This window comes from Chromobacterium sinusclupearum (genome assembly GCF_002902845.1).
Classification (GTDB): domain Bacteria; phylum Pseudomonadota; class Gammaproteobacteria; order Burkholderiales; family Chromobacteriaceae; genus Chromobacterium; species Chromobacterium sinusclupearum.
Genome location: NZ_PPTF01000005.1, coordinates 21,338 through 38,715, shown reverse-complemented (window position 1 = coordinate 38,715; position 17,378 = coordinate 21,338). Strand labels below are relative to the sequence as shown.

Genomic DNA, 17,378 nt, shown 5'->3' with positions numbered 1-17,378 from the left:
ACGCTATCCGAGGACGCAATCATGAAAGCATGGAAATGGTGGCTGGCTATGTTGAGCGTTGCGGCCATGCCGGTGCATGCCGCCGACTTCAAGCTCGGCTACATCAACGTCGAGCGGATTTATCGCGAGGCTGGCGCGTCCATAGCCATCTACAAGAAGCTCGACAAAGAGTTCTCGGATCGCCGCGAAGAGTTGAAAAAGATGGAAACGCGGGCCAAGGATTTGGAGTCCCAGCTCGGCGGCAATAGCCTGTCTCAGGACGATCGCAAGCGTTTTGAACGCGAATACGCCAGCCTGGACCGCGATTACCGCGCCAAGTCGCGCGAGCTGGCCGAAGATTACAACCAGCGGCGCAACGAAGAGTTCGCCGGCGTGACCGAACGGGCCAACCGCGTGGTCAAGGAGATCGCCCAGCGCGAGAACTACGACCTCATCCTGCAGGAGGCGGTGTACATCAACCCCAAGTTCGATCTCACGCCGCAAGTGCTCAAAGAGCTGGACAAGTAATCGTTTAAACCGTCACCGGAGTAAGCCGACCCGCGGTCGGCTTTGTTTTTGATGTCCTACACACTCGCATACATCGTTGAACAACTGGGCGGCGAGCTGCGCGGCCCGGATCTGGCAGTCGAGCGGCTGGCGCCGCTGGAAAGCGCCGTCGCCGGCGAGGTGGCCTTTGTCGCCAGCGCCAAGTTCCGCCGCCAGATGCTGGCAAGCGCGGCTGGCGCGCTGATCGTAACCGAGGCGCTCGCAGCCGAGCTTGATGGCCGCTCGCTGATCGTCACCGCGGATCCTTACCTGTATTTTGCGCGGCTGGCCACCTTGTTTCATCCGCCCAAAGCGCCGCGCGCCGGCATTCATCCGCGCGCGGTGGTGGGAGAGGGCTGCCGGATTGGCCAGAGCTGCGAGATCGCCGCCAACGTCACCATCGGCGACGATGTCGTCATCGGCGAGCGCTGCCGGCTGATGCCCGGCGTGGTGGTCGGCGACGGCTGCGTGCTTGGCGACGACGTCACGCTGTACCCCAATGTCACGGTTTATCATGGCTGCGTGATCGGCAACCGCGTCGGCGTGCATTCCGGCAGCGTGATCGGCGGCGATGGCTTCGGCCTGGCCTGGGACAAGGACCACTGGTTCAAGATTCCGCAGACCGGCCGGGTAGTGCTGGAAGACGACGTGGAAATCGGCGCCAATACCACGGTGGACCGCGGCGCGCTGGTGGATACGGTGATCCGTAAAGGCGCCAAGATAGACAACCTGGTGCAGATCGCCCATAACGTGGAAATCGGCGAGCACACCGCCATCGCCGGTTGCGTCGGCATCGCCGGCAGCACCAAGATCGGCGCGCGCTGCACAGTGGGCGGCGCGGCGATGTTCGTCGGCCACATCGACGTGGCGGATCGCACACATATCGGCGGCGGCACCCTAGTGTCGAAATCGATCAAGGAAGCGGGCACTTATGCCTCGTCCTACCCCCTGCAAAGCATGAAGGACTGGTTGGCCAATGCCGTCCATGTCCGCCATCTGGATGATTTCGCCAAGCGCATCAAGCAGCTTGAGCGAGAACTGGAAACATTGAAAAATTCGAAGGAAGAACCTCATGAGTGAACACGCTGTCTCGATCGACGTCCGCGAGATCATGCGCTACCTGCCGCATCGCTATCCGTTCCTGCTGGTAGACCGCGTCACCGAATTCGAAGCCAATACCCGCATCAAGGCCTTGAAGAACGTGACCATCAATGAGCCGTTCTTCGCGGGCCACTTTGAACAGTATCCGGTGATGCCGGGCGTGCTGATCATCGAAGCGCTGGCGCAGGCCGCCGGCATTCTGGCGATCAAGAGCCAGGGCGAGCGCGCCGAAAACGAGTTGTATTTCTTCGTCGGCATCGACAACGCCCGCTTCAAGCGCCAGGTCGTGCCGGGCGACCAGCTGGTATTCGAGGTGGAGCAGATGGCGCTGAAGCGCGGCATCGGCAAGTACTCGGCCCGCGCGCTGGTGGACGGCCAGGTGGCGTGCGAAGCGGAAATCATGTGCGCCAAACGCGAGGTGTGATATGACCATTCATCCGACCGCCATCGTTGACCCGAAGGCGCAGATTGCTGATGACGTGGAAATCGGTGCCTACTCCATCATCGGCCCAAATGTCAGCATAGACAGCGGCAGCTGGATCGGCCCGCATGTGGTGATCGAGGGCCATACCCGCATCGGCAAGAACAACCGCGTGTTCCAGTTCTGTTCGCTGGGTGCCATGCCGCAGGACCTGAAGTACGCCGGCGAGCCGACACGGCTGGAAATCGGCGACAACAACACCATCCGCGAATTCTGCACCTTCAATACCGGCACGGTGCAGGATGGGGGCGTCACCCGCATCGGCAACGACAACTGGATCATGGCCTATGTGCACATCGCCCATGATTGCCAGGTCGGCAGCCACATCATCCTGGCCAACAACGCCACGCTGGCGGGGCACGTGCATCTGGGGGACTGGGTCTTCCTGGGCGGTTTCACCAGCGTGCACCAGTTTGTCATCGTGGGCGAACATGCGATGACGGCGTTCGCCAGCGCCGTGGCGCAGGACATCCCTGCCTATGTGACCGCGCACGGCAACCGCGCCGTGCCTTCCGGCATCAACGCGGAAGGCATGAAGCGCCGCGGCTTCACGCCGGATCAGATCCGCCGCGTGCGCAACGCCTACAAAACCCTGTACCGCCAGGGTTTGAGCTACGACGAGGCCAAGGCCGCCATCCTGGCCGAGGCTGGCGAAGGCCACGCCGAGCTGGAGCCGTTCGTGCGTTTCTTTGGTCAATCGGCGCGAGGAATCATCCGCTGAGCTTATGAGCGATCACCTGTTCAAGCGCAAAGGCGCCCTGAAGGTGGCCATGGTGGCCGGCGAGGCCTCGGGCGACCTATTGGGCGCTCATCTGATGGACGCGCTGCGGGCGCACCGCAGCGATATCGAATTCGCCGGCATCGGCGGCCCGCGCATGGAGTCCCGCGGTTTTCACAGCATGGTGCCGCAGGAGAAGCTGGCGGTGCGCGGTTATTCCGAGGTGCTGAAAAGCCTGCCGGAACTGCTGCGCATCCGTCGCCAGCTGCGCGAGCAGCTGCTGACGGAACGGCCGGACGTCTTCATCGGCATCGACGCGCCCGACTTCAATTTGGGGCTGGAGGCCGCGTTGAAGAAGGGCGGCGTGCAAACCGTGCACTATGTCAGCCCGTCGATATGGGCCTGGCGGCCGGAGCGCATCCAGAAAATCGGCCACGCGGCCAACCATGTGCTGTGCCTGTTCCCGATGGAGCCGCCGCTGTACCGCCAGGCGGGCATCCCGGTGACGTATGTCGGCCATCCGCTGGCCAGCGAGATCCCGCTGGAACCGGATCAGGAGGCGATGCGCGATCAACTGGGCCTGCCGCTGGATGTGCCGGTATTCACCCTGATGCCGGGCAGCCGGCAGAGCGAGCTGGAATACATGGTGCCGGTCTATCTGGATACGGCCCGGCTGCTGCTCAGGCAATATCCGGATGCGCAGTTTCTGGTGCCGTTGGCCACCCGCGCCACGATGGAGCAGTTCGAGCGCATGCTGTATCAGTTCAAGGCGCGCGATTTGCCCATCCGCAAACTGTTCGGCCATGCCCAGATGGCGATGATCGCCAGCGACGTGGTGCTGGTCACCAGCGGCACCGCCACGCTGGAAGTGGCGCTGACCAAGCGGCCGATGGTCATCAGCTACAAGCTGTCGGCGCTGACCTATCGATTGGTCAAACGCAAGATCAAGCTGCCGTATGTGGGTCTGCCCAATATCCTGTGCGGCCGCTTCGTGGTGCCCGAGCTGTTGCAGAAGCAGGCAACGCCGGAAAAACTGGCCGAAGAGATGCAGCGGCTGTACACCGATACCGCGGCGCGGGCCGACATGGTCAAAACTTTCACCGAGCTGCAGCTGACCCTGCGCCAGGATACGGCCAACCGCGCGGCCCGCGCGGTGCTGGATGTGGCGCGATGCAATTGAGTCCCTTGCTGGCCGGCGTGGACGAAGCCGGCCGGGGGCCGCTGGCTGGCGCGGTATTCGCCGCGGCGGTCATTTTGGACCCGGCCAAGCCCATTGACGGCCTGGCTGATTCCAAGGTGCTGAGCGAGGCGAGGCGCGACGCGCTGGCCGAGCTGATCAAGCGCGACGCGCTGGCTTGGTGCATCGCCAGCGCCAGCGTGGACGAGATCGACAAGCTCAATATCCTGCAGGCGACCATGCTGGCGATGACGCGCGCGGTGGAAGGATTGTCGGTACGGCCGGCATTGGCGCAGATAGACGGCAATCGCGTGCCCAAGCAACTGCCGGTTCCGGGGGAGGCCATCGTCAAGGGCGATGCCAAGGTCGCGGCCATTTCCGCCGCGTCCATCCTGGCCAAGACCGCGCGCGACGCCGAACTGGTGGCGCTGGATGTCCTGCACCCGCAATACGGCTTCGCCCGCCACAAGGGCTATCCCACGGCGGAGCATCTGGCGGCGATCGAATCCCACGGCATCCTGCCGGCGCATCGCAAGACCTTTGGCCCGGTCAAGGCCTGGCTGGCGCGTCAGCAGGGACAGCTGTTCTGAGATATGTCGCCAGGAGACAAGCGCTGCTTTGCCCCGGTGGTAAACAGCCATACCCGTTTGCTGATCCTGGGTTCGCTGCCCGGCGACGCCTCTTTGGCCGCCGGGCAGTATTACGCGTATCCCCACAATAAATTCTGGGAACTGCTGGGCGCGGTCATTCGCGTCGATCTGCGCGCGCTGCCATACCCCGCGAGATTGGAATCGTTGTTGGCCCATGGCGTGGGCTTGTGGGACGTCATCGCGCAGGCCGAGCGCAAGGGCAGCCTGGACGCCGCCATCCGCAATCAGAAACATAATGCGCTGCTTGATTTGCTGGGCGGGCTGCCGGCGCTGCGCGCCGTGGCGTTCAACGGCGGCACGGCAGCCAAAATCGGCCGGCGGCAGTTGAAGTCTTGCGGCGACGATCTGCTGCTGATCGATCTGCCGTCGTCCAGTCCGGCGCATACCTTGCCGCTCGAGGCCAAGGCTCAGGCTTGGTCTGTCTTGCGTGAGGCGCTGGCGCGATAAGGCGCAAGGCGTGGCGTGTTTGCCATGCCGCCGCAGCGGAAAACGGCATCGCGCGCATTCGGGCTTGCGGCGCAGTGGCAATTCAGACCATATTTACATCTCCATCAGTGTCGCAGCACCACCAGCCGGAGGATTGCCGATGAGTCGTTACTGCATCTGGTTTGTCAGCGCGGACGATAGCGTGATGCGCCGCGCCGAAGTCGTCATCAACGGCGTGATTCATGGGCATATGGTCTTGGAAGAGATAGAAGCGCAGTTGGCGCGCGATTGCGGCCTGAGCCAGGTGATGATCGTGGACTGGAAGCGCTTCGAATCGCCGGACGAAGACGGCGGCAGGCTGGCGCGGGTGGCTTGAGCCGGCGTGCAAGGCTTGCGGCACCGCGAAGGCGCCGCTTTCATACGCCGGAGCCGGGTTAGCCCAAGGGGCTGACTTGGCCGATGTCCAGTTGGCGGATCTTGCCGTCGCCGCCCAGCTGGAATTTGAAGAAGGTCTCGAAATCTCCCCAGCGGTCGCTGTGGAAGGCTCCATAGATATCCAAGCCCTGATTCTCCACGCGGTCTATGCGCGTGAAGCGCTCATGCCCCATGGCGTGTTCGCTGAACTTGAGGAAGTTGGCGGGCAGACCCTCGTCGGTGAAGGTGAGGTCCGGGCTGAATTGAGCCAGCCACGCGGAGTGGTCTCCCTGCTGCAATGCCTGTATTGCTGATCGGATGATCGGTTGCGTCAGCATTTCCAGATTCATGGTCTTGCTCCTGATACGCCAAAATCTTCGGTGCGCCCATGCAGGCCTGCCGCGTCTTTGGCGCAGAGCGGAGGCGGGCGGGGAATGGTGGTGCGGGCCGTCGGCTGTCATCAGGAGTCCATAGGCGGACGGCGGGAACTATACAGAAGGCTATAGTCAACATCCGAACGCATTGCAATCGGCGGCTTGACCTGGGTCGTGCCGCCGCGTCCGTTTGCCGCTACAATGGCGCCTCGTTGAATAGACACCAACCTGGTACTGGATTTTTATGTTGCGTATTTCCGAACTGAAACTGCCGCTGGATCATACTCCGGAGGAGCTGGCCGCAGCCGTGGCGGATTTTCTGAAAGTGGCGGCCGAAGACGTTCGCGGTTTTACCGTGTTCAAGCGCAGCTACGACGCGCGCAAGGGCGTGATGAGCCTGGTCTACATCATTGATGTCGATGTGGCCAATGAAGACAAGCTGTTCGCCCGTTTCAAGGGCGATCGCCGCGTGGCGCCCACGCCTGACACAAACTACTACTATGTCGGCCAGGCACCGGCCGAGCTGAAGCAGCGGCCGGTGGTGGTCGGCTTCGGCCCCTGCGGCATTTTCGCCGCGCTGATCCTGGCCCAAATGGGCTTCAAGCCCATCGTACTGGAGCGCGGCAAGGAAGTGCGCCAGCGCACCAAGGATACCTGGGGCCTGTGGCGCAAGAGCCAGCTCAATACCGAATCCAATGTGCAATACGGCGAAGGCGGCGCCGGCACCTTCTCCGACGGCAAACTGTACAGCCAGATCAAAGACCCGCGCCATCTGGGCCGCAAGGTGCTGACCGAGTTCGTCAAGGCCGGCGCGCCGGAAGAAATCCTTTACTTGGCCCGTCCGCACATCGGCACCTTCCGCCTTGTCAGCATGGTGGAGAATATGCGCGCCGAGATCATCGCCCTTGGCGGCGAAATCCGCTTCGAGCAGCGCGTCGACGACGTGATTCTGGAAAACGGCCGCATCCGCGGCGTGAAGCTGGCCGATGGCGGCGAGGTGCTCAGCGATTACGTGGTGCTGGCCCTGGGCCACAGCGCGCGCGACACCTTCCAGATGCTGGAAAAGCGAGGTGTGTATATGGAGGCCAAGCCGTTTTCCATCGGTGTGCGCATAGAACACCCGCAATCGCTGATAGACCAGGCGCGCTGGGGCAAGTATGCCGGCCATCCCATCCTGGGCGCCGCCGATTACAAGCTGGTGCACCACGCCAGCAACGGCCGCGCGGTGTACAGCTTCTGCATGTGCCCGGGCGGCACCGTGGTGGCGGCCACCTCGGAAGAGAAACGCGTGGTCACCAACGGCATGAGCCAGTATTCGCGCAACGAGCGCAACGCCAATTCCGGCTTCGTGGTCAGCATCTCGCCGGAAGTCGATTATCCGGGCGGCCCGCTCGCCGGTCTGGATTTCCAGCGCGAGTTGGAAAGCAAGGCCTACGACCTGGGCGGCGGCGACTACTTCGCGCCTGCGCAGCTATTGGGCGACTTCATGGCCGGCAAACCGTCCACCAAGCTGGGCGAGGTAGAGCCGTCGTACAAGCCGGGCGTGACTATGACGGACCTCGCGCGCATTCTGCCGGACTTCTGCGTGGAGGCGATGCGCGAGGCGATTCCGCATTTTGCGCGCCAGATCCGCGGTTATGATCTGCACGATGCGGTGCTGACTGGCCTGGAAACCCGTACCAGCTCGCCGCTACGCATCACGCGCGGCGACGACTACCAGAGCCTGAACGTCAAGGGGCTGTTCCCAGCCGGCGAGGGCGCCGGCTACGCCGGCGGCATTCTGTCGGCGGGCGTGGACGGCATCAAGATCGCCGAGGCGGTGGCGCAGGCCATTCTGGGCGGACGCTAAGCCACTGTCCGGGCTGCATACAACCCCGCCGTGCGACGCAGGCGGGGTTTTTCTGCGGCTGGAAAATGGCCTGGTCCCGATTTCCAGGCTGCGCTTAAGGTCAGTAGTATTCCTTAGATATCCATTCGGGGCTTTTATATCCAGTAGTAATTTCTAAATTCATAAGGCAGTGCCCAGCCTTGCGCCTTGCGCGCTCTCTTAGGAGGATGAGATGGAAATTCCGGTTCTCGGCGCCAGGATGGCGCCTATCTGCGACCGCAGTCTGAACGAGTTGGAAAGCGACAAGTCGGCCGCTCGCGCCATCATCCAGGCGGCCGTCAGCGTGGAGTTGTTCACCATCCCGCTGTACATGACCACGATGTACTCGATTCAGGGCACCCACCAAATCAATAGCAAAGGCCAGGATTACTATCGCGGCCGGCAGTGGCCGGGCGCGGCGCCGGTTGCCAAGGCGAGCAACGACAACGAGCGCGCCTTCAACATCATTTTCAGCGTGTTCATCCAGGAAATGCTGCATCTGCAGATGGCCGGCAACCTGGCTACCGCCATGGGGGTCAAGCCGGATTTCACGCCGCCGGCGCTGGTGGACAAGGATCTGGGCTGGATCTGCTATGGGCCGCAGCAGTCGGTGCTGCCGCACATCATCAATCTGCGCGACACCGATACCTACCGCAACGTCCAGGTGAACCTGGAAGCGCTCAATGAAAACCAGATCGCCCTGTTCCGGGCCATCGAGCAGCCGGAGGGCGCGGCCCGCGCCGAGCTGTCCAAGCAGCCGCCGCAAGTGCAGGCCCGCTACTTCCCGCAGGTGCCGTTCGCCGGCTGGAAGCCGACGATGGGTGTGCAAGACCTGCCGATGTTCGGCACCATAGGCTGGATGTACGAATGCTTGGCTCAGTACATCAGCATCGAATACACCGACGGCAAGACGCTGTGGGACAAATTGGCGGCGTCGGATTCGGTGCAGCAGGACTTGTTCAATGTCCATGGCGCCAGCAATCCGAGCCATCCGATGAAAGAGTTTCCGCAGATGTCCACGCTGTTCACGCGGGAGGACTTTACGGATGGCGACCGCTCGTTCAACAAGGCCATAGACATGATGGCGGCCATCACCGACCAGGGCGAGGGCGCCGAAATCAGCCTGCGACGCTACCGCCGCGGCGCCCTCTTGCAGGAGGTGAAGGAGCCGTACCGGGAAGATCGCACCGCGTTGGATGTGGATTACCCGTCTTATGACGGCGCCGGCGGGCAAGTGCCTTCGGCGGACGCGGCCGCGCGCTGCGACAGTTCGGAGTGGACCCATTACGAGCGTTTTACCGAACTGTACCTGCTGCTAAGCCGGATCGAGACCTGGGAGCAATGGCATGCCCGCGGCAACCGCTGGACGGCAGGCATGCTGACCAATGCCGAATACAATCCCGCCACCGCGCCTAAGAACATTCCCGCTCCGGCCCAGGTGGCAGACGCGTTGAATACCTTGAGGCAGGACCGAACGATGTATTCGGTACTGAGCCAGGTGTCGGTGGGCGCCATCGCAGGCATCACTACGGTGCTGAACAACTATTGGGAAAACCAAAAGGCGACTTTCCCGTATCCGTCCATGGTGGGTTCGGGCGACCGCGTCTCCTTGTGCTGGGCAGTGTTCGGCAAGGCGCCGGACTTATCGCTGGGCGTGGGGCAGCGCGAGGCCGGTAGGTTGTACCATGCCTGCCAGGGCATGAGTCTTGATGGGTCGTCCGACCAAACTTGCGCCGCCATCGAGATCTACCACACCTGTCGCGGCTCCAATAGTTGCAAGGCTGAAGGCGGCTGCGGCTTTGTCCAGAGCGATAGCGGCGGCGGCTCCTGTTCGGCGATGCGCCGAGCCGCGCCGACGATGCACGCGCATGCCGCAGGCGCTTCCTGCGGCCAATGCGGCGGACCGTCGCCGACGCCGGGGTCTGATCTGTATAGCGCCCCCAGCGACAACAAGTGCGCCAGCTTCGGCGGCTGCGCGGTGCCTATCTCGGCGTCGCAACTATTCCCCAGCCAGGGCAAGATGAAGTTGTACGACTTTGTCGGGCCGGAGCATGCCAGCCAGCCCTTGCCGCAGACGCTGGACTTCGCCGTCGGCGAGGTGGTGTACGACAAGGCCTGGCAGGCCTACCGCGAGGTAATGGCCAAGCGGGCGCCTAGCGTCACTGTGAGCGATCCGCCGAATCCGACGCCGCTGCGTATCGCCCTGCCGCCGTCGACCTGACAAGGAGATCGCAGTGACCCAGCCCCGGTTAGGCTTGCCCAATCTCGGTTTCGGCGTGGGCTTGCGCACTGTGCATCTGCCGCACATTGCCGAGCATGGCGCCGGCGTCGATTGGTTCGAGATCATCAGTGAGAACTTCATCGATCACCACGGCTATGCCAGGCACGCTCTGGATGGGCTAAGGCAAGCCGTGCCTATCGTGATGCATGGGGTCTCGCTCTCCATCGGCAGCTGCGATCCGCTGAACCGGGGCTATCTGGAACAACTGCGCCGGCTGGCCGAAGAGCTGCGGCCGGCGTGGTTGTCCGATCATCTGTGCTGGACCGGCGTGGCGGCGGTCAACTCGCATGATCTGCTGCCCCTGCCGCTGACTGAGGAGAGCTATCGGCATGTGCGAGACCGGCTGAACCAGGTGCAGGATTTCCTGGGTCGTCCGCTGGTGCTGGAGAATCCCAGCAGCTATCTGCAATTTTCTCACTCCACGATTCCGGAGTGGGCCTTCTTGTCGCGGCTGGCGCAGGAGTGCGGCTGCGGCCTGCTGCTGGATGTCAACAATGTCTATGTTTCCGGCTACAACCATGGCTTCGATCCGGCGCACTACATTCGCCAATTGCCGGCCGAGCATATCGTGCAGATTCATCTGGCCGGACCCAGCGACTGCGGCGACTGCCTGATCGATACCCACGACCATCCGGTGCCGGAACAGGTCTGGCAGCTTTATCTGCAAGCGCAGCGGCATTGCGGCGGCGTCAGCACGCTGCTGGAATGGGATGCGGATATTCCGCCGTATCCGGACTTGCTGGCGGAGCTGGGCAAGGCGCGCCGGCTGTTGGACGAACAGGCGCCGGAAACTTTGCCCGGCGGAAAGGAAAGCCATGAGCCAGCCTGCCTTGCTTGACAGCCAGCTCTGGCTGCTGACGGCCATGACGGCGTGCAAGGGCTTGTCGCATGGGCTGGCCTTGGCCGCGCGCAGCCTCGGCGTCGATGAGAACATCGTGTCCGCCCCCCCGCGCGGCGATCGTCTCGACCGCATCGGCATCTACCACCACGGCTACTGGCAGCGGCTGCTGGAGTGTTTGCGCGCCGATTACCCCATGCTGCTCAAGCTGCTGGGGCCGTCGTTGTTTGATCTGTTCGCGCGCGGCTATATCGCTTCGCGGCCGTCGCGCTCGCCCTCCTTGCATGATCTGGGCGCCGGCTTCGCCGCTTTCCTGGCGGCCAGCCAGCCGGATGGAGACCAATCATCGTGCCGGCTGCCGGTGGAGTTGGCCAGCTTGGAGCGGGCCTATGTGGAGGCGTCGCGGGCGATGGGGGTGGAGACGATGGAGCAGGCCCCGCTGGACGAGTGGCTGTCGCTGCTGGCCGCCGCCGATCCGTTTGCCGGCCTGCGCGTTCCGGCCAGCGTCAGGCTGTTGGAAACCACGCTGCCGGTGCATGAGTATTGGCAGGCTTTGCGGCGCGAAGATGCGGAGCCGCCGCAGCCGGAGGCCAGGCATTGCATGTTGGCCTTGGCCAGGACGCAATGGCGAGTGCAGATTCATGCGCTTGACCCATGGCAATACCAGCTGCTGCGTGCCATGCGCGACGGCGGTTCCGTATCCGATGCGTTGTGCCGCTCTGCTGATGCGGACGAGGCTGGGCGTCAGCGCGCGCAGTTGCTACTTTGGTTGCCAGCCGCGCAGCAGCTGGGTTTGCTATGCCATGTAGCTGGCGCTTGAGTGCGGATGAGAAGCACAAAACGGAAACCTTCGGGTTTCCGTTTTGTTTTGTGAGCGGCTGAACCGATTGATGGTCAGGCCACGGGTTCCTGCAGATTTTTGGGGCCGAAGGCGCCCGGCAGCAGCAGGTCCAGCGTGGTGTCTATCATCTCGTCGCCATCGCAGATGGCGCGCACTCGCATGGTCGGGCCGAATTCGTTCAGCACCTGGCGGCAGGCACCGCAGGGCGGGGTAGGGGTGTCGGTGGGGGTGTAGATGCACACGGCGGTCACTTCCTGCATGCCTTGATTGGCGCGCGCGGCGTAAACGGCGGTGCGCTCCGCGCAGTTGGTCAGGCCGAATGAAGCGTTTTCCACATTGCAGCCGATGTGGATTTTGCCGTTGCCATCGAGAATGGCGGCGCCGACGGAGAACTTGCTATAGGGCGCGTAAGCCTGTTTCGCGGCCAGACGCGCTGCCATTTCCAGTTCTGCCCACTGTTCATTGCTGGGTACATGCTGATTGCTGGTCATGCTGCCTCCATAAAACCAGGTCGGCGTCGGATGATGCGACAGGGCGAAGGCCTTGTCAATGCAGGCTTGCCGCGCCGATCCCAAGCGTGTTGTCGAATGGATTCTGCTATTGCTCGGCTTGTTTCACTTTGTCTTGGCGCAAGTATCGTCCGCAATAGTCCAGCATCGCTTCGGTCAGCGCATGCGACAGCTGCGACTCTACGCGCCAGTGATGCCAGTACAGCGGAATGTCTATGTATTGGCCTGGAAACAGGTCTATCAGTTTGCCGCTGGCCAAGTCGTCTTCCAGCAGCAGCTCCGGCAGCAGGCAATAGGCCAGTCCTTGCCGCGTCAGTTCCACGAAGCCCTGCGCCGATGGGATGGTGAAGCTGGGAAAGCTGCCATCGTAGCCGGCGGCCTGCCGCAGAAACTGGCCCTGCACCGCGTCCTTGCGGCTGAACAGGATGGACGGCGCGCGCGCCAGCGTGGCATGGTCCACGCCGTTGGGAAAATAGCGGGCGGCGAATGCCGGCGTGGCCAGGCATAGGTAGCGCATCGCGCCCAGATAATGCTGGATCCCGCCCTGGATGGGCACCGGGCGCGTGCCGACGCAGCCTATCACGTGGCCGGTGCGCATCAGTTCGTGGGTGTGGTCCTGGTCGTCCACCACGATGTCGAGCAGCAGGTCGCGCTCCGACAATACCGGCGCCACCGCCTGCATATACCAGGTGGCCAGGCTGTCGGCATTGACGCCCACCGCCAGCGTGGTGAATTCGCGTTGCCGGGTGGCGGGGTTGAGTTTTTGCAACAGCTGGCCTTCCATCAGCAGCAGCTGCTGATAGTGCTGCAGCAGCTGGCGGCCGCTTTCGGTCGCCTCCGCCGGCACCGTGCGGGTTAGAACGGGCTGCCCCAGCAGTTCTTCGAGCTGGCGTATGCGTTGCGACACGGCGGATTGGGTCAGGAACAGCTTTTTCGCAGCCTTGTCGAATCCGCCGGTTTCCGCCACCGCCGCCAGGGTCTGCAGTTGTCTTGGATCTAGCAAGAGTCGCTCACCGAAGAGGTATGAGTAAAAATCCGATTAATAATACCGCTTAACAATGCCGCTGGACTTGCTTAAAAGCCAGCGTCGTGGCATGTTCCGGTTTCGGCATCTCGATTGCGCGCCATGGGCTTGCCGCCAGCCGCAGAATCGGGACGCCGGAACACAATACAAGAAAAAGCTCGCTCATGGGCGGGTTGTCATGATTGCAGCGATGGATGCGGGCAAGGGGCGGACCTGATGCAAATCAGGCGCGGAATGTGAAGATGCAGACGGAAGACAAGGCACTCCTGGCGGGGATGTGCCGTTTTATCGGCATCCGGGCCGAACACCTGGCGCAATTGCCGCGCTACGCCGAGCTTTGCCTGGCGCGGCGGCCCTTGCTGGCCAAGGAGCTGTATTGGCATCTGCTGAAGAGCGAGCGCGAGTCTGAGCTGCTGCTGCAACAGGCGGGCTGCCTGGATGCGGCGGTGGAGCGCTTGTTGCAGGATTGGGAAAAGCTGCTGCGCCATCCTTTGGACGAAGCGCGGGCCCGCCAGCTCAGCCAGGCCGGCGAAGCCTATTGCCGGCTGGGCATCGGCCTGGATTGGATGTCCGGCCTGTATGAGCGGGTGCAGGCGCATCTGCTGGCCAGCCTGGCGCAAGCGCCGCTGCCCGAAGAGGCCGCCGCCGAGGCCGCGAGGCTGTTGCGCAAGCGCATCCTGCTGGATCAGATGCTGAAAACTCATGGTTACCAGCGCGGCATCCAGCAAGAATCGGCTTCCTGCCAGCAGCATCTGCAGTCGATATCGGCCTTGTACTCCACCTTGAGCGGCGTCACGCTGGCGCTGGCCGACAGCGTGGATCGCCGAGTGATGCTGCAGTCGGTTTGCGATGTATGCGTGCAGGAATCCTCTTTCAATATCGCCTGGGTGGGCATGCTGGATGGCGGCGAGTTGCAGATGACCGCCTTGGCGCATCAGGGCTGGAGCACGCCAGGCGAGGAAATGTTCTCCTTTGTCCGGCTGGATGCCGGCCATGAAGCCAATCCGGCGGTCCGCGCCGTTCGCAGCCGCGCCCTGCAAGTCAGCAACGATGTGCGCAATGATTCCGGCCTGCATGGCTGGCGCGATGGGCTGGGCGGCCTGGACGAGGGCAGCTTGCTGGTGGCGCCGCTGCTGGCGCGCCAGCAGGTCATCGGCGTGTTGGCGCTGCATTCCCGGCACTGCGGTTTCTTCGATCAAACCCGGCTCGCCCTGTTCGACGTGATGGCGCGCGAGATCGGCCGCGCGCTGGAGCGGCATGAGGCGCTGGAGCGCAGCCAGCGCATCGAAACCGAACTCGATTTTCTCAGCCGCCACGATGCCCTGACCGGCCTGCCCAACCGCAGCCAGATGCAGGATCTGATCGGTCGTCTCCTGGGCGCCAGGCATGGCGGCAGTCAGGTGGCGGTGCTGGCGGTCGCGGTGGAAGGCTTTCACGATATCAACGCCAGGCTAGGCTACGACGGCGGCGACATGGTGCTGTGCGAGATGGCGCGCAGGCTGCGCGACGCCATCTACCCATTCGGACACGTTGGCCGCGTGGGGGCGTCTCGCTTCATGGCCTGCACCGAGCGCGTAGACCGCGTTCAGGCGCTGGTGGACGCGGTGTTGCGGCAGCTGCCGCTGCCGGTAGAAGTGATGGGCGTCACGGTGGAGGCGCGTTGCAGCGTCGGGGTGGCGGTCAGCCCGGCCGGACCGTGCGATCCTGCCAGCCTGCTGCGGCGGGCCAATCTGGCGCTGAATCGCGCCAAGGAGCAGGGCGGCGGCCATTGCCGCCACTACGACGCGGCGCTGGATGAGGAAATCCACCGCCTGCACGCGATGCGCAGCGCCTTCGCCATGGCAGTGCCGCGCGGCGAGCTAAGGCTTTATTTCCAACCCAAGATCAATTTGCAGACCAACCGCATCGAAGGCGCGGAAGCGTTGGTGCGCTGGGTGCGCGATGGCGGTTTTGTCCTGCCCGGCGAGTTCTTCCCCGCCATCGAGAATAGCGGTTTGATGCGGGAGCTGGACTGGTGGGTGCTGCGCGAAGCGGTGCGCCAGGCCAGCGAGTGGCGCAGCCAGGGGCAGTCGATACCCGTCAGCGTCAATCTTTCCGCGGCCACGCTGAAGCACGACGATTTTCTGCCCCTGCTCAACGCGCTGCTGGAAAGCCATCCTATGCCTGATGGATTCCTGGAGCTGGAAGTGTTGGAGAGCGTTACCCAGCAGGAGGCGGAGCAAATCACGGCCAAGCTGGAGCGTTGCCGCGATCTGGGCCTGTCCATCGCGCTGGACGATTTCGGCACCGGCGCGTCGTCGCTGGTGCATTTGCAGCAACTGCCCTTCGACACCATCAAGATTGACCAGCGTTTCGTCCGCCTGCTGCTGGACATGCCCGGCAACGAGGCCATCATCCGCAGCATGCTGTCGTTTGCGCACTATACCGGCCGCAAGCTGGTGGTGGAGGGCGTGGAGAGCCGGGCGATCTGGCAGCGGCTGCAGGAGATAGGCTGCCATGACGGGCAGGGCTATGGCATTTCGCCGCCTTTGGCGGCGCATGAGCTGCCCGGATGGGTGCGCGACTGGAATCTGTGCGGCATGGATGTGCACAGTATTAATCCTGCTTATGTATCATGATTTTTATTAGTTTTACTTAACTATCTATCTGCGGTTAATCTGCCTGCTAACGATTCAGGAGCAGGCTATGTTCAATTTCAGTGTTTTTCTCTCCGCGCTGGGCATCTCGTTCAGCCAGATCGTCGGCATCGGCCCGCAAAACGCCTATGTGCTGCGCCAAGGCATAGGGCGCAGCCATGTCCTGCCCATCATCGCCATCTGCATCGTCGCGGATATTCTCTTGATTGCCAGCGGCGTGCTGGGCATGGGCAAGGTGGTGGCCGGCATCCCGGGCTTTCTCAGCGTGGTGACCTGGGGCGGCGCGGCCTTCATCTTGTGGCTGGGCTTCAAGTCTTTCCACGCCGCGTGGAGCGCCGACGGCATGTCGCTGGCGGGCAGCGTGGAGCGCGACCGCAAACGCGCCATTCGAACCATCCTGGTGGTGACGCTGCTTAATCCTTATGTCTGGCTGGATACCGTGGTGCTGATCGGCGGCGTGTCCACGGTCTACGGCGAAGAGGCCAATCTGTCCTTCCTGCTGGGCAGCCTGTGCGCCTCCGTGCTGTGGTTCGGCATCATCGGCCTGTTTGCCGGCAAGCTGGCGCCGTTGTTCGAAAAACCGGTCAGCTGGCGCGTGCTGGATTGTGTGATCGGTTTCGTCATGCTGTTCACCGCCTCCATGCTGATCTACAACTACGGCCTGGCCGCGCCGCTGCCGCTGTAAGCATCCAAATTTTCCTGCAATGCCTGCAGCGCAGGCAGCTCCAGCGCTTGCGCCGGATAGCACAGGCCGACTCGCCGAGTAGGCCGCGCCCCGGCCAGCGCTACCGCCTGCAAGCCGGGATGGTCTGCCGCCAGCGAGGCGGGCAGCAGCGCCACTCCCATCCCCGTGGCGGCCATGTGAGCGGCCAGTCTCAGGCTGCCGGCGCGAGCCGCCACCGCCAGGGATGGCGCGGCGGCCGCGTGCAGGTCCAACAGTCGCTGATGGCTGGGGTGGCCAGGGCAGATGATCCAGTCCGGCTCATCCAGCAGCGCCGGGTCTGCTTCGGCGCAGGCAGCCAAGGCGTGCCCAGACGGCACCGCCAGCACGAAATCCTCTTCCCATAGCGGCTGGAAAAGCTCGTCTTCGCAACGGCCATCCTCCGCGGCCAGCCTGACGTCTCCATCGCAGCCTTCCACCACCTCGGCCAGAATCCCCGGTTTCGCCGCGGCGATTCGCGCGAGCAAGCTTTCCAGCTGGCTGCGGCTGATGTCTGGATCGATGCCCACGCGCAAGGGCAGACAGTCTTGCTGTTGGCGAAACATTCTCGATAGGGCGTCGGCTTGCGCCAGCATCCGCCGCGCTTGCGGGTACAGCAGCCTGGCATGCTCGCTGACGGCCACGCCGCGAGGCAGACGCTCAAACAATGCGGTTCCCAGTTCCTCTTCCAGCTGGCGGATGGTGACCGACAGCGTAGGCTGGGTGACGAACAGCCGTTGCGCCGCCAGTGTGATGCTGCGCTCTTCGAATACGGCGACAAAAGCCTTGAGTTGGCGAATATCCATAGAAAAATCC

The 17,378-nt window shown here is 63.2% G+C and carries 18 protein-coding genes; 14 read left to right on the top strand and 4 right to left on the bottom strand.

Translation table 11 applies throughout. From position 1 onward, the window contains the following. The first annotated feature begins 21 nt into the window (after window positions 1-21). The 8 genes from C2134_RS01120 (at window position 22) to C2134_RS01085 (ending at window position 5,454) form a co-directional block, all read left to right on the top strand. Entirely contained in the window at window positions 22-507 is a 486-nt protein-coding gene (locus C2134_RS01120; RefSeq protein WP_103316828.1) for an OmpH/Skp family outer membrane protein, read from the top strand. 51 nt (window positions 508-558) lie between these two features. Next, window positions 559-1,605 carry a UDP-3-O-(3-hydroxymyristoyl)glucosamine N-acyltransferase gene (gene lpxD, locus C2134_RS01115; protein WP_103316826.1) on the top strand — a complete coding sequence of 349 codons (1,047 nt, stop codon included), beginning with the start codon at window positions 559-561 and terminating at the stop codon, window positions 1,603-1,605. Then, on the top strand, window positions 1,598-2,050 hold the full coding sequence (fabZ, locus tag C2134_RS01110; protein WP_103316824.1) for a 3-hydroxyacyl-ACP dehydratase FabZ: 453 nt from the start codon (window positions 1,598-1,600) through the stop codon (window positions 2,048-2,050). The genes lpxD and fabZ overlap by 8 nt, the downstream gene beginning before the upstream one ends. A 1-nt stretch (window position 2,051) precedes the next feature. Further along, the gene (gene lpxA, locus C2134_RS01105; protein WP_103316822.1) at window positions 2,052-2,828 is read left to right on the top strand and encodes an acyl-ACP--UDP-N-acetylglucosamine O-acyltransferase; all 777 of its coding nucleotides are present in this window, start codon (window positions 2,052-2,054) and stop codon (window positions 2,826-2,828) included. Between the two features lie 4 nt (window positions 2,829-2,832). Next, window positions 2,833-4,005 (top strand): lipid-A-disaccharide synthase, encoded by a 1,173-nt coding sequence (gene lpxB, locus C2134_RS01100; RefSeq protein WP_103316820.1) that lies wholly within the window; start codon window positions 2,833-2,835, stop codon window positions 4,003-4,005. After that, window positions 3,996-4,592: a ribonuclease HII gene (gene rnhB, locus C2134_RS01095; RefSeq protein ID WP_199155516.1), complete on the top strand. Its 597-nt coding sequence runs from the start codon at window positions 3,996-3,998 to the stop codon at window positions 4,590-4,592. The genes lpxB and rnhB overlap by 10 nt, the downstream gene beginning before the upstream one ends. A gap of 3 nt (window positions 4,593-4,595) precedes the next feature. Continuing rightward, a complete protein-coding gene (locus tag C2134_RS01090; protein ID WP_103316818.1) occupies window positions 4,596-5,099 on the top strand; it encodes a DNA-deoxyinosine glycosylase in 504 nt (167 codons plus the stop codon). Between the two features lie 139 nt (window positions 5,100-5,238). Beyond that, on the top strand, window positions 5,239-5,454 hold the full coding sequence (locus C2134_RS01085) for a hypothetical protein (RefSeq protein WP_071108530.1): 216 nt from the start codon (window positions 5,239-5,241) through the stop codon (window positions 5,452-5,454). 58 nt (window positions 5,455-5,512) lie between these two features. On the opposite strand, the gene C2134_RS01080 is transcribed toward C2134_RS01085, so the two are convergent. Further along, complete coding sequence (locus C2134_RS01080) at window positions 5,513-5,842, bottom strand: nuclear transport factor 2-like protein (RefSeq protein WP_103316816.1); 330 nt, start codon at window positions 5,840-5,842, stop codon at window positions 5,513-5,515. Between the two features lie 268 nt (window positions 5,843-6,110). On the opposite strand from C2134_RS01080, the gene C2134_RS01075 reads away from it, so the two are divergent. The 4 genes from C2134_RS01075 to C2134_RS01060 all read left to right on the top strand — a co-directional run bounded on the left by C2134_RS01075 (window position 6,111) and on the right by C2134_RS01060 (window position 11,672). Beyond that, complete coding sequence (locus C2134_RS01075) at window positions 6,111-7,715, top strand: NAD(P)/FAD-dependent oxidoreductase (RefSeq protein WP_103316814.1); 1,605 nt, start codon at window positions 6,111-6,113, stop codon at window positions 7,713-7,715. Window positions 7,716-7,926: 211 nt separating this feature from the next. Continuing rightward, window positions 7,927-9,954: a ferritin-like domain-containing protein gene (locus C2134_RS01070; protein ID WP_103316812.1), complete on the top strand. Its 2,028-nt coding sequence runs from the start codon at window positions 7,927-7,929 to the stop codon at window positions 9,952-9,954. Window positions 9,955-9,967: 13 nt separating this feature from the next. Next, window positions 9,968-10,852, top strand: coding sequence for an MNIO family bufferin maturase (gene bufB / locus C2134_RS01065; RefSeq protein WP_103316810.1), 885 nt, complete (start codon window positions 9,968-9,970; stop codon window positions 10,850-10,852). Further along, window positions 10,830-11,672 carry an HvfC/BufC N-terminal domain-containing protein gene (locus C2134_RS01060; protein WP_103316808.1) on the top strand — a complete coding sequence of 281 codons (843 nt, stop codon included), beginning with the start codon at window positions 10,830-10,832 and terminating at the stop codon, window positions 11,670-11,672. Before bufB ends, C2134_RS01060 begins: the two co-directional genes overlap by 23 nt. 74 nt (window positions 11,673-11,746) lie before the next feature. On the opposite strand, the gene C2134_RS01055 is transcribed toward C2134_RS01060, so the two are convergent. Both C2134_RS01055 and C2134_RS01050 read right to left on the bottom strand, forming a co-directional pair. Further along, on the bottom strand, window positions 11,747-12,184 hold the full coding sequence (locus C2134_RS01055; protein ID WP_103316881.1) for a cytidine deaminase: 438 nt from the start codon (window positions 12,182-12,184) through the stop codon (window positions 11,747-11,749). A gap of 106 nt (window positions 12,185-12,290) precedes the next feature. Continuing rightward, window positions 12,291-13,205, bottom strand: coding sequence for an ArgP/LysG family DNA-binding transcriptional regulator (locus tag C2134_RS01050; protein ID WP_103316805.1), 915 nt, complete (start codon window positions 13,203-13,205; stop codon window positions 12,291-12,293). 263 nt (window positions 13,206-13,468) lie between these two features. On the opposite strand from C2134_RS01050, the gene C2134_RS01040 reads away from it, so the two are divergent. Together C2134_RS01040 and C2134_RS01035 are read left to right on the top strand one after the other, a co-directional pair. Beyond that, a complete protein-coding gene (locus C2134_RS01040) occupies window positions 13,469-15,844 on the top strand; it encodes an EAL domain-containing protein (RefSeq protein ID WP_158248659.1) in 2,376 nt (791 codons plus the stop codon). Window positions 15,845-15,911: 67 nt separating this feature from the next. Continuing rightward, on the top strand, window positions 15,912-16,547 hold the full coding sequence (locus C2134_RS01035; protein WP_103316798.1) for a LysE/ArgO family amino acid transporter: 636 nt from the start codon (window positions 15,912-15,914) through the stop codon (window positions 16,545-16,547). Here C2134_RS01035 and C2134_RS01030 read toward each other — a convergent pair. Continuing rightward, complete coding sequence (locus C2134_RS01030) at window positions 16,517-17,368, bottom strand: LysR family transcriptional regulator (protein ID WP_103316796.1); 852 nt, start codon at window positions 17,366-17,368, stop codon at window positions 16,517-16,519. The two genes, C2134_RS01035 and C2134_RS01030, sit on opposite strands and share 31 nt — an antisense overlap. Window positions 17,369-17,378 lie beyond the last annotated feature (10 nt).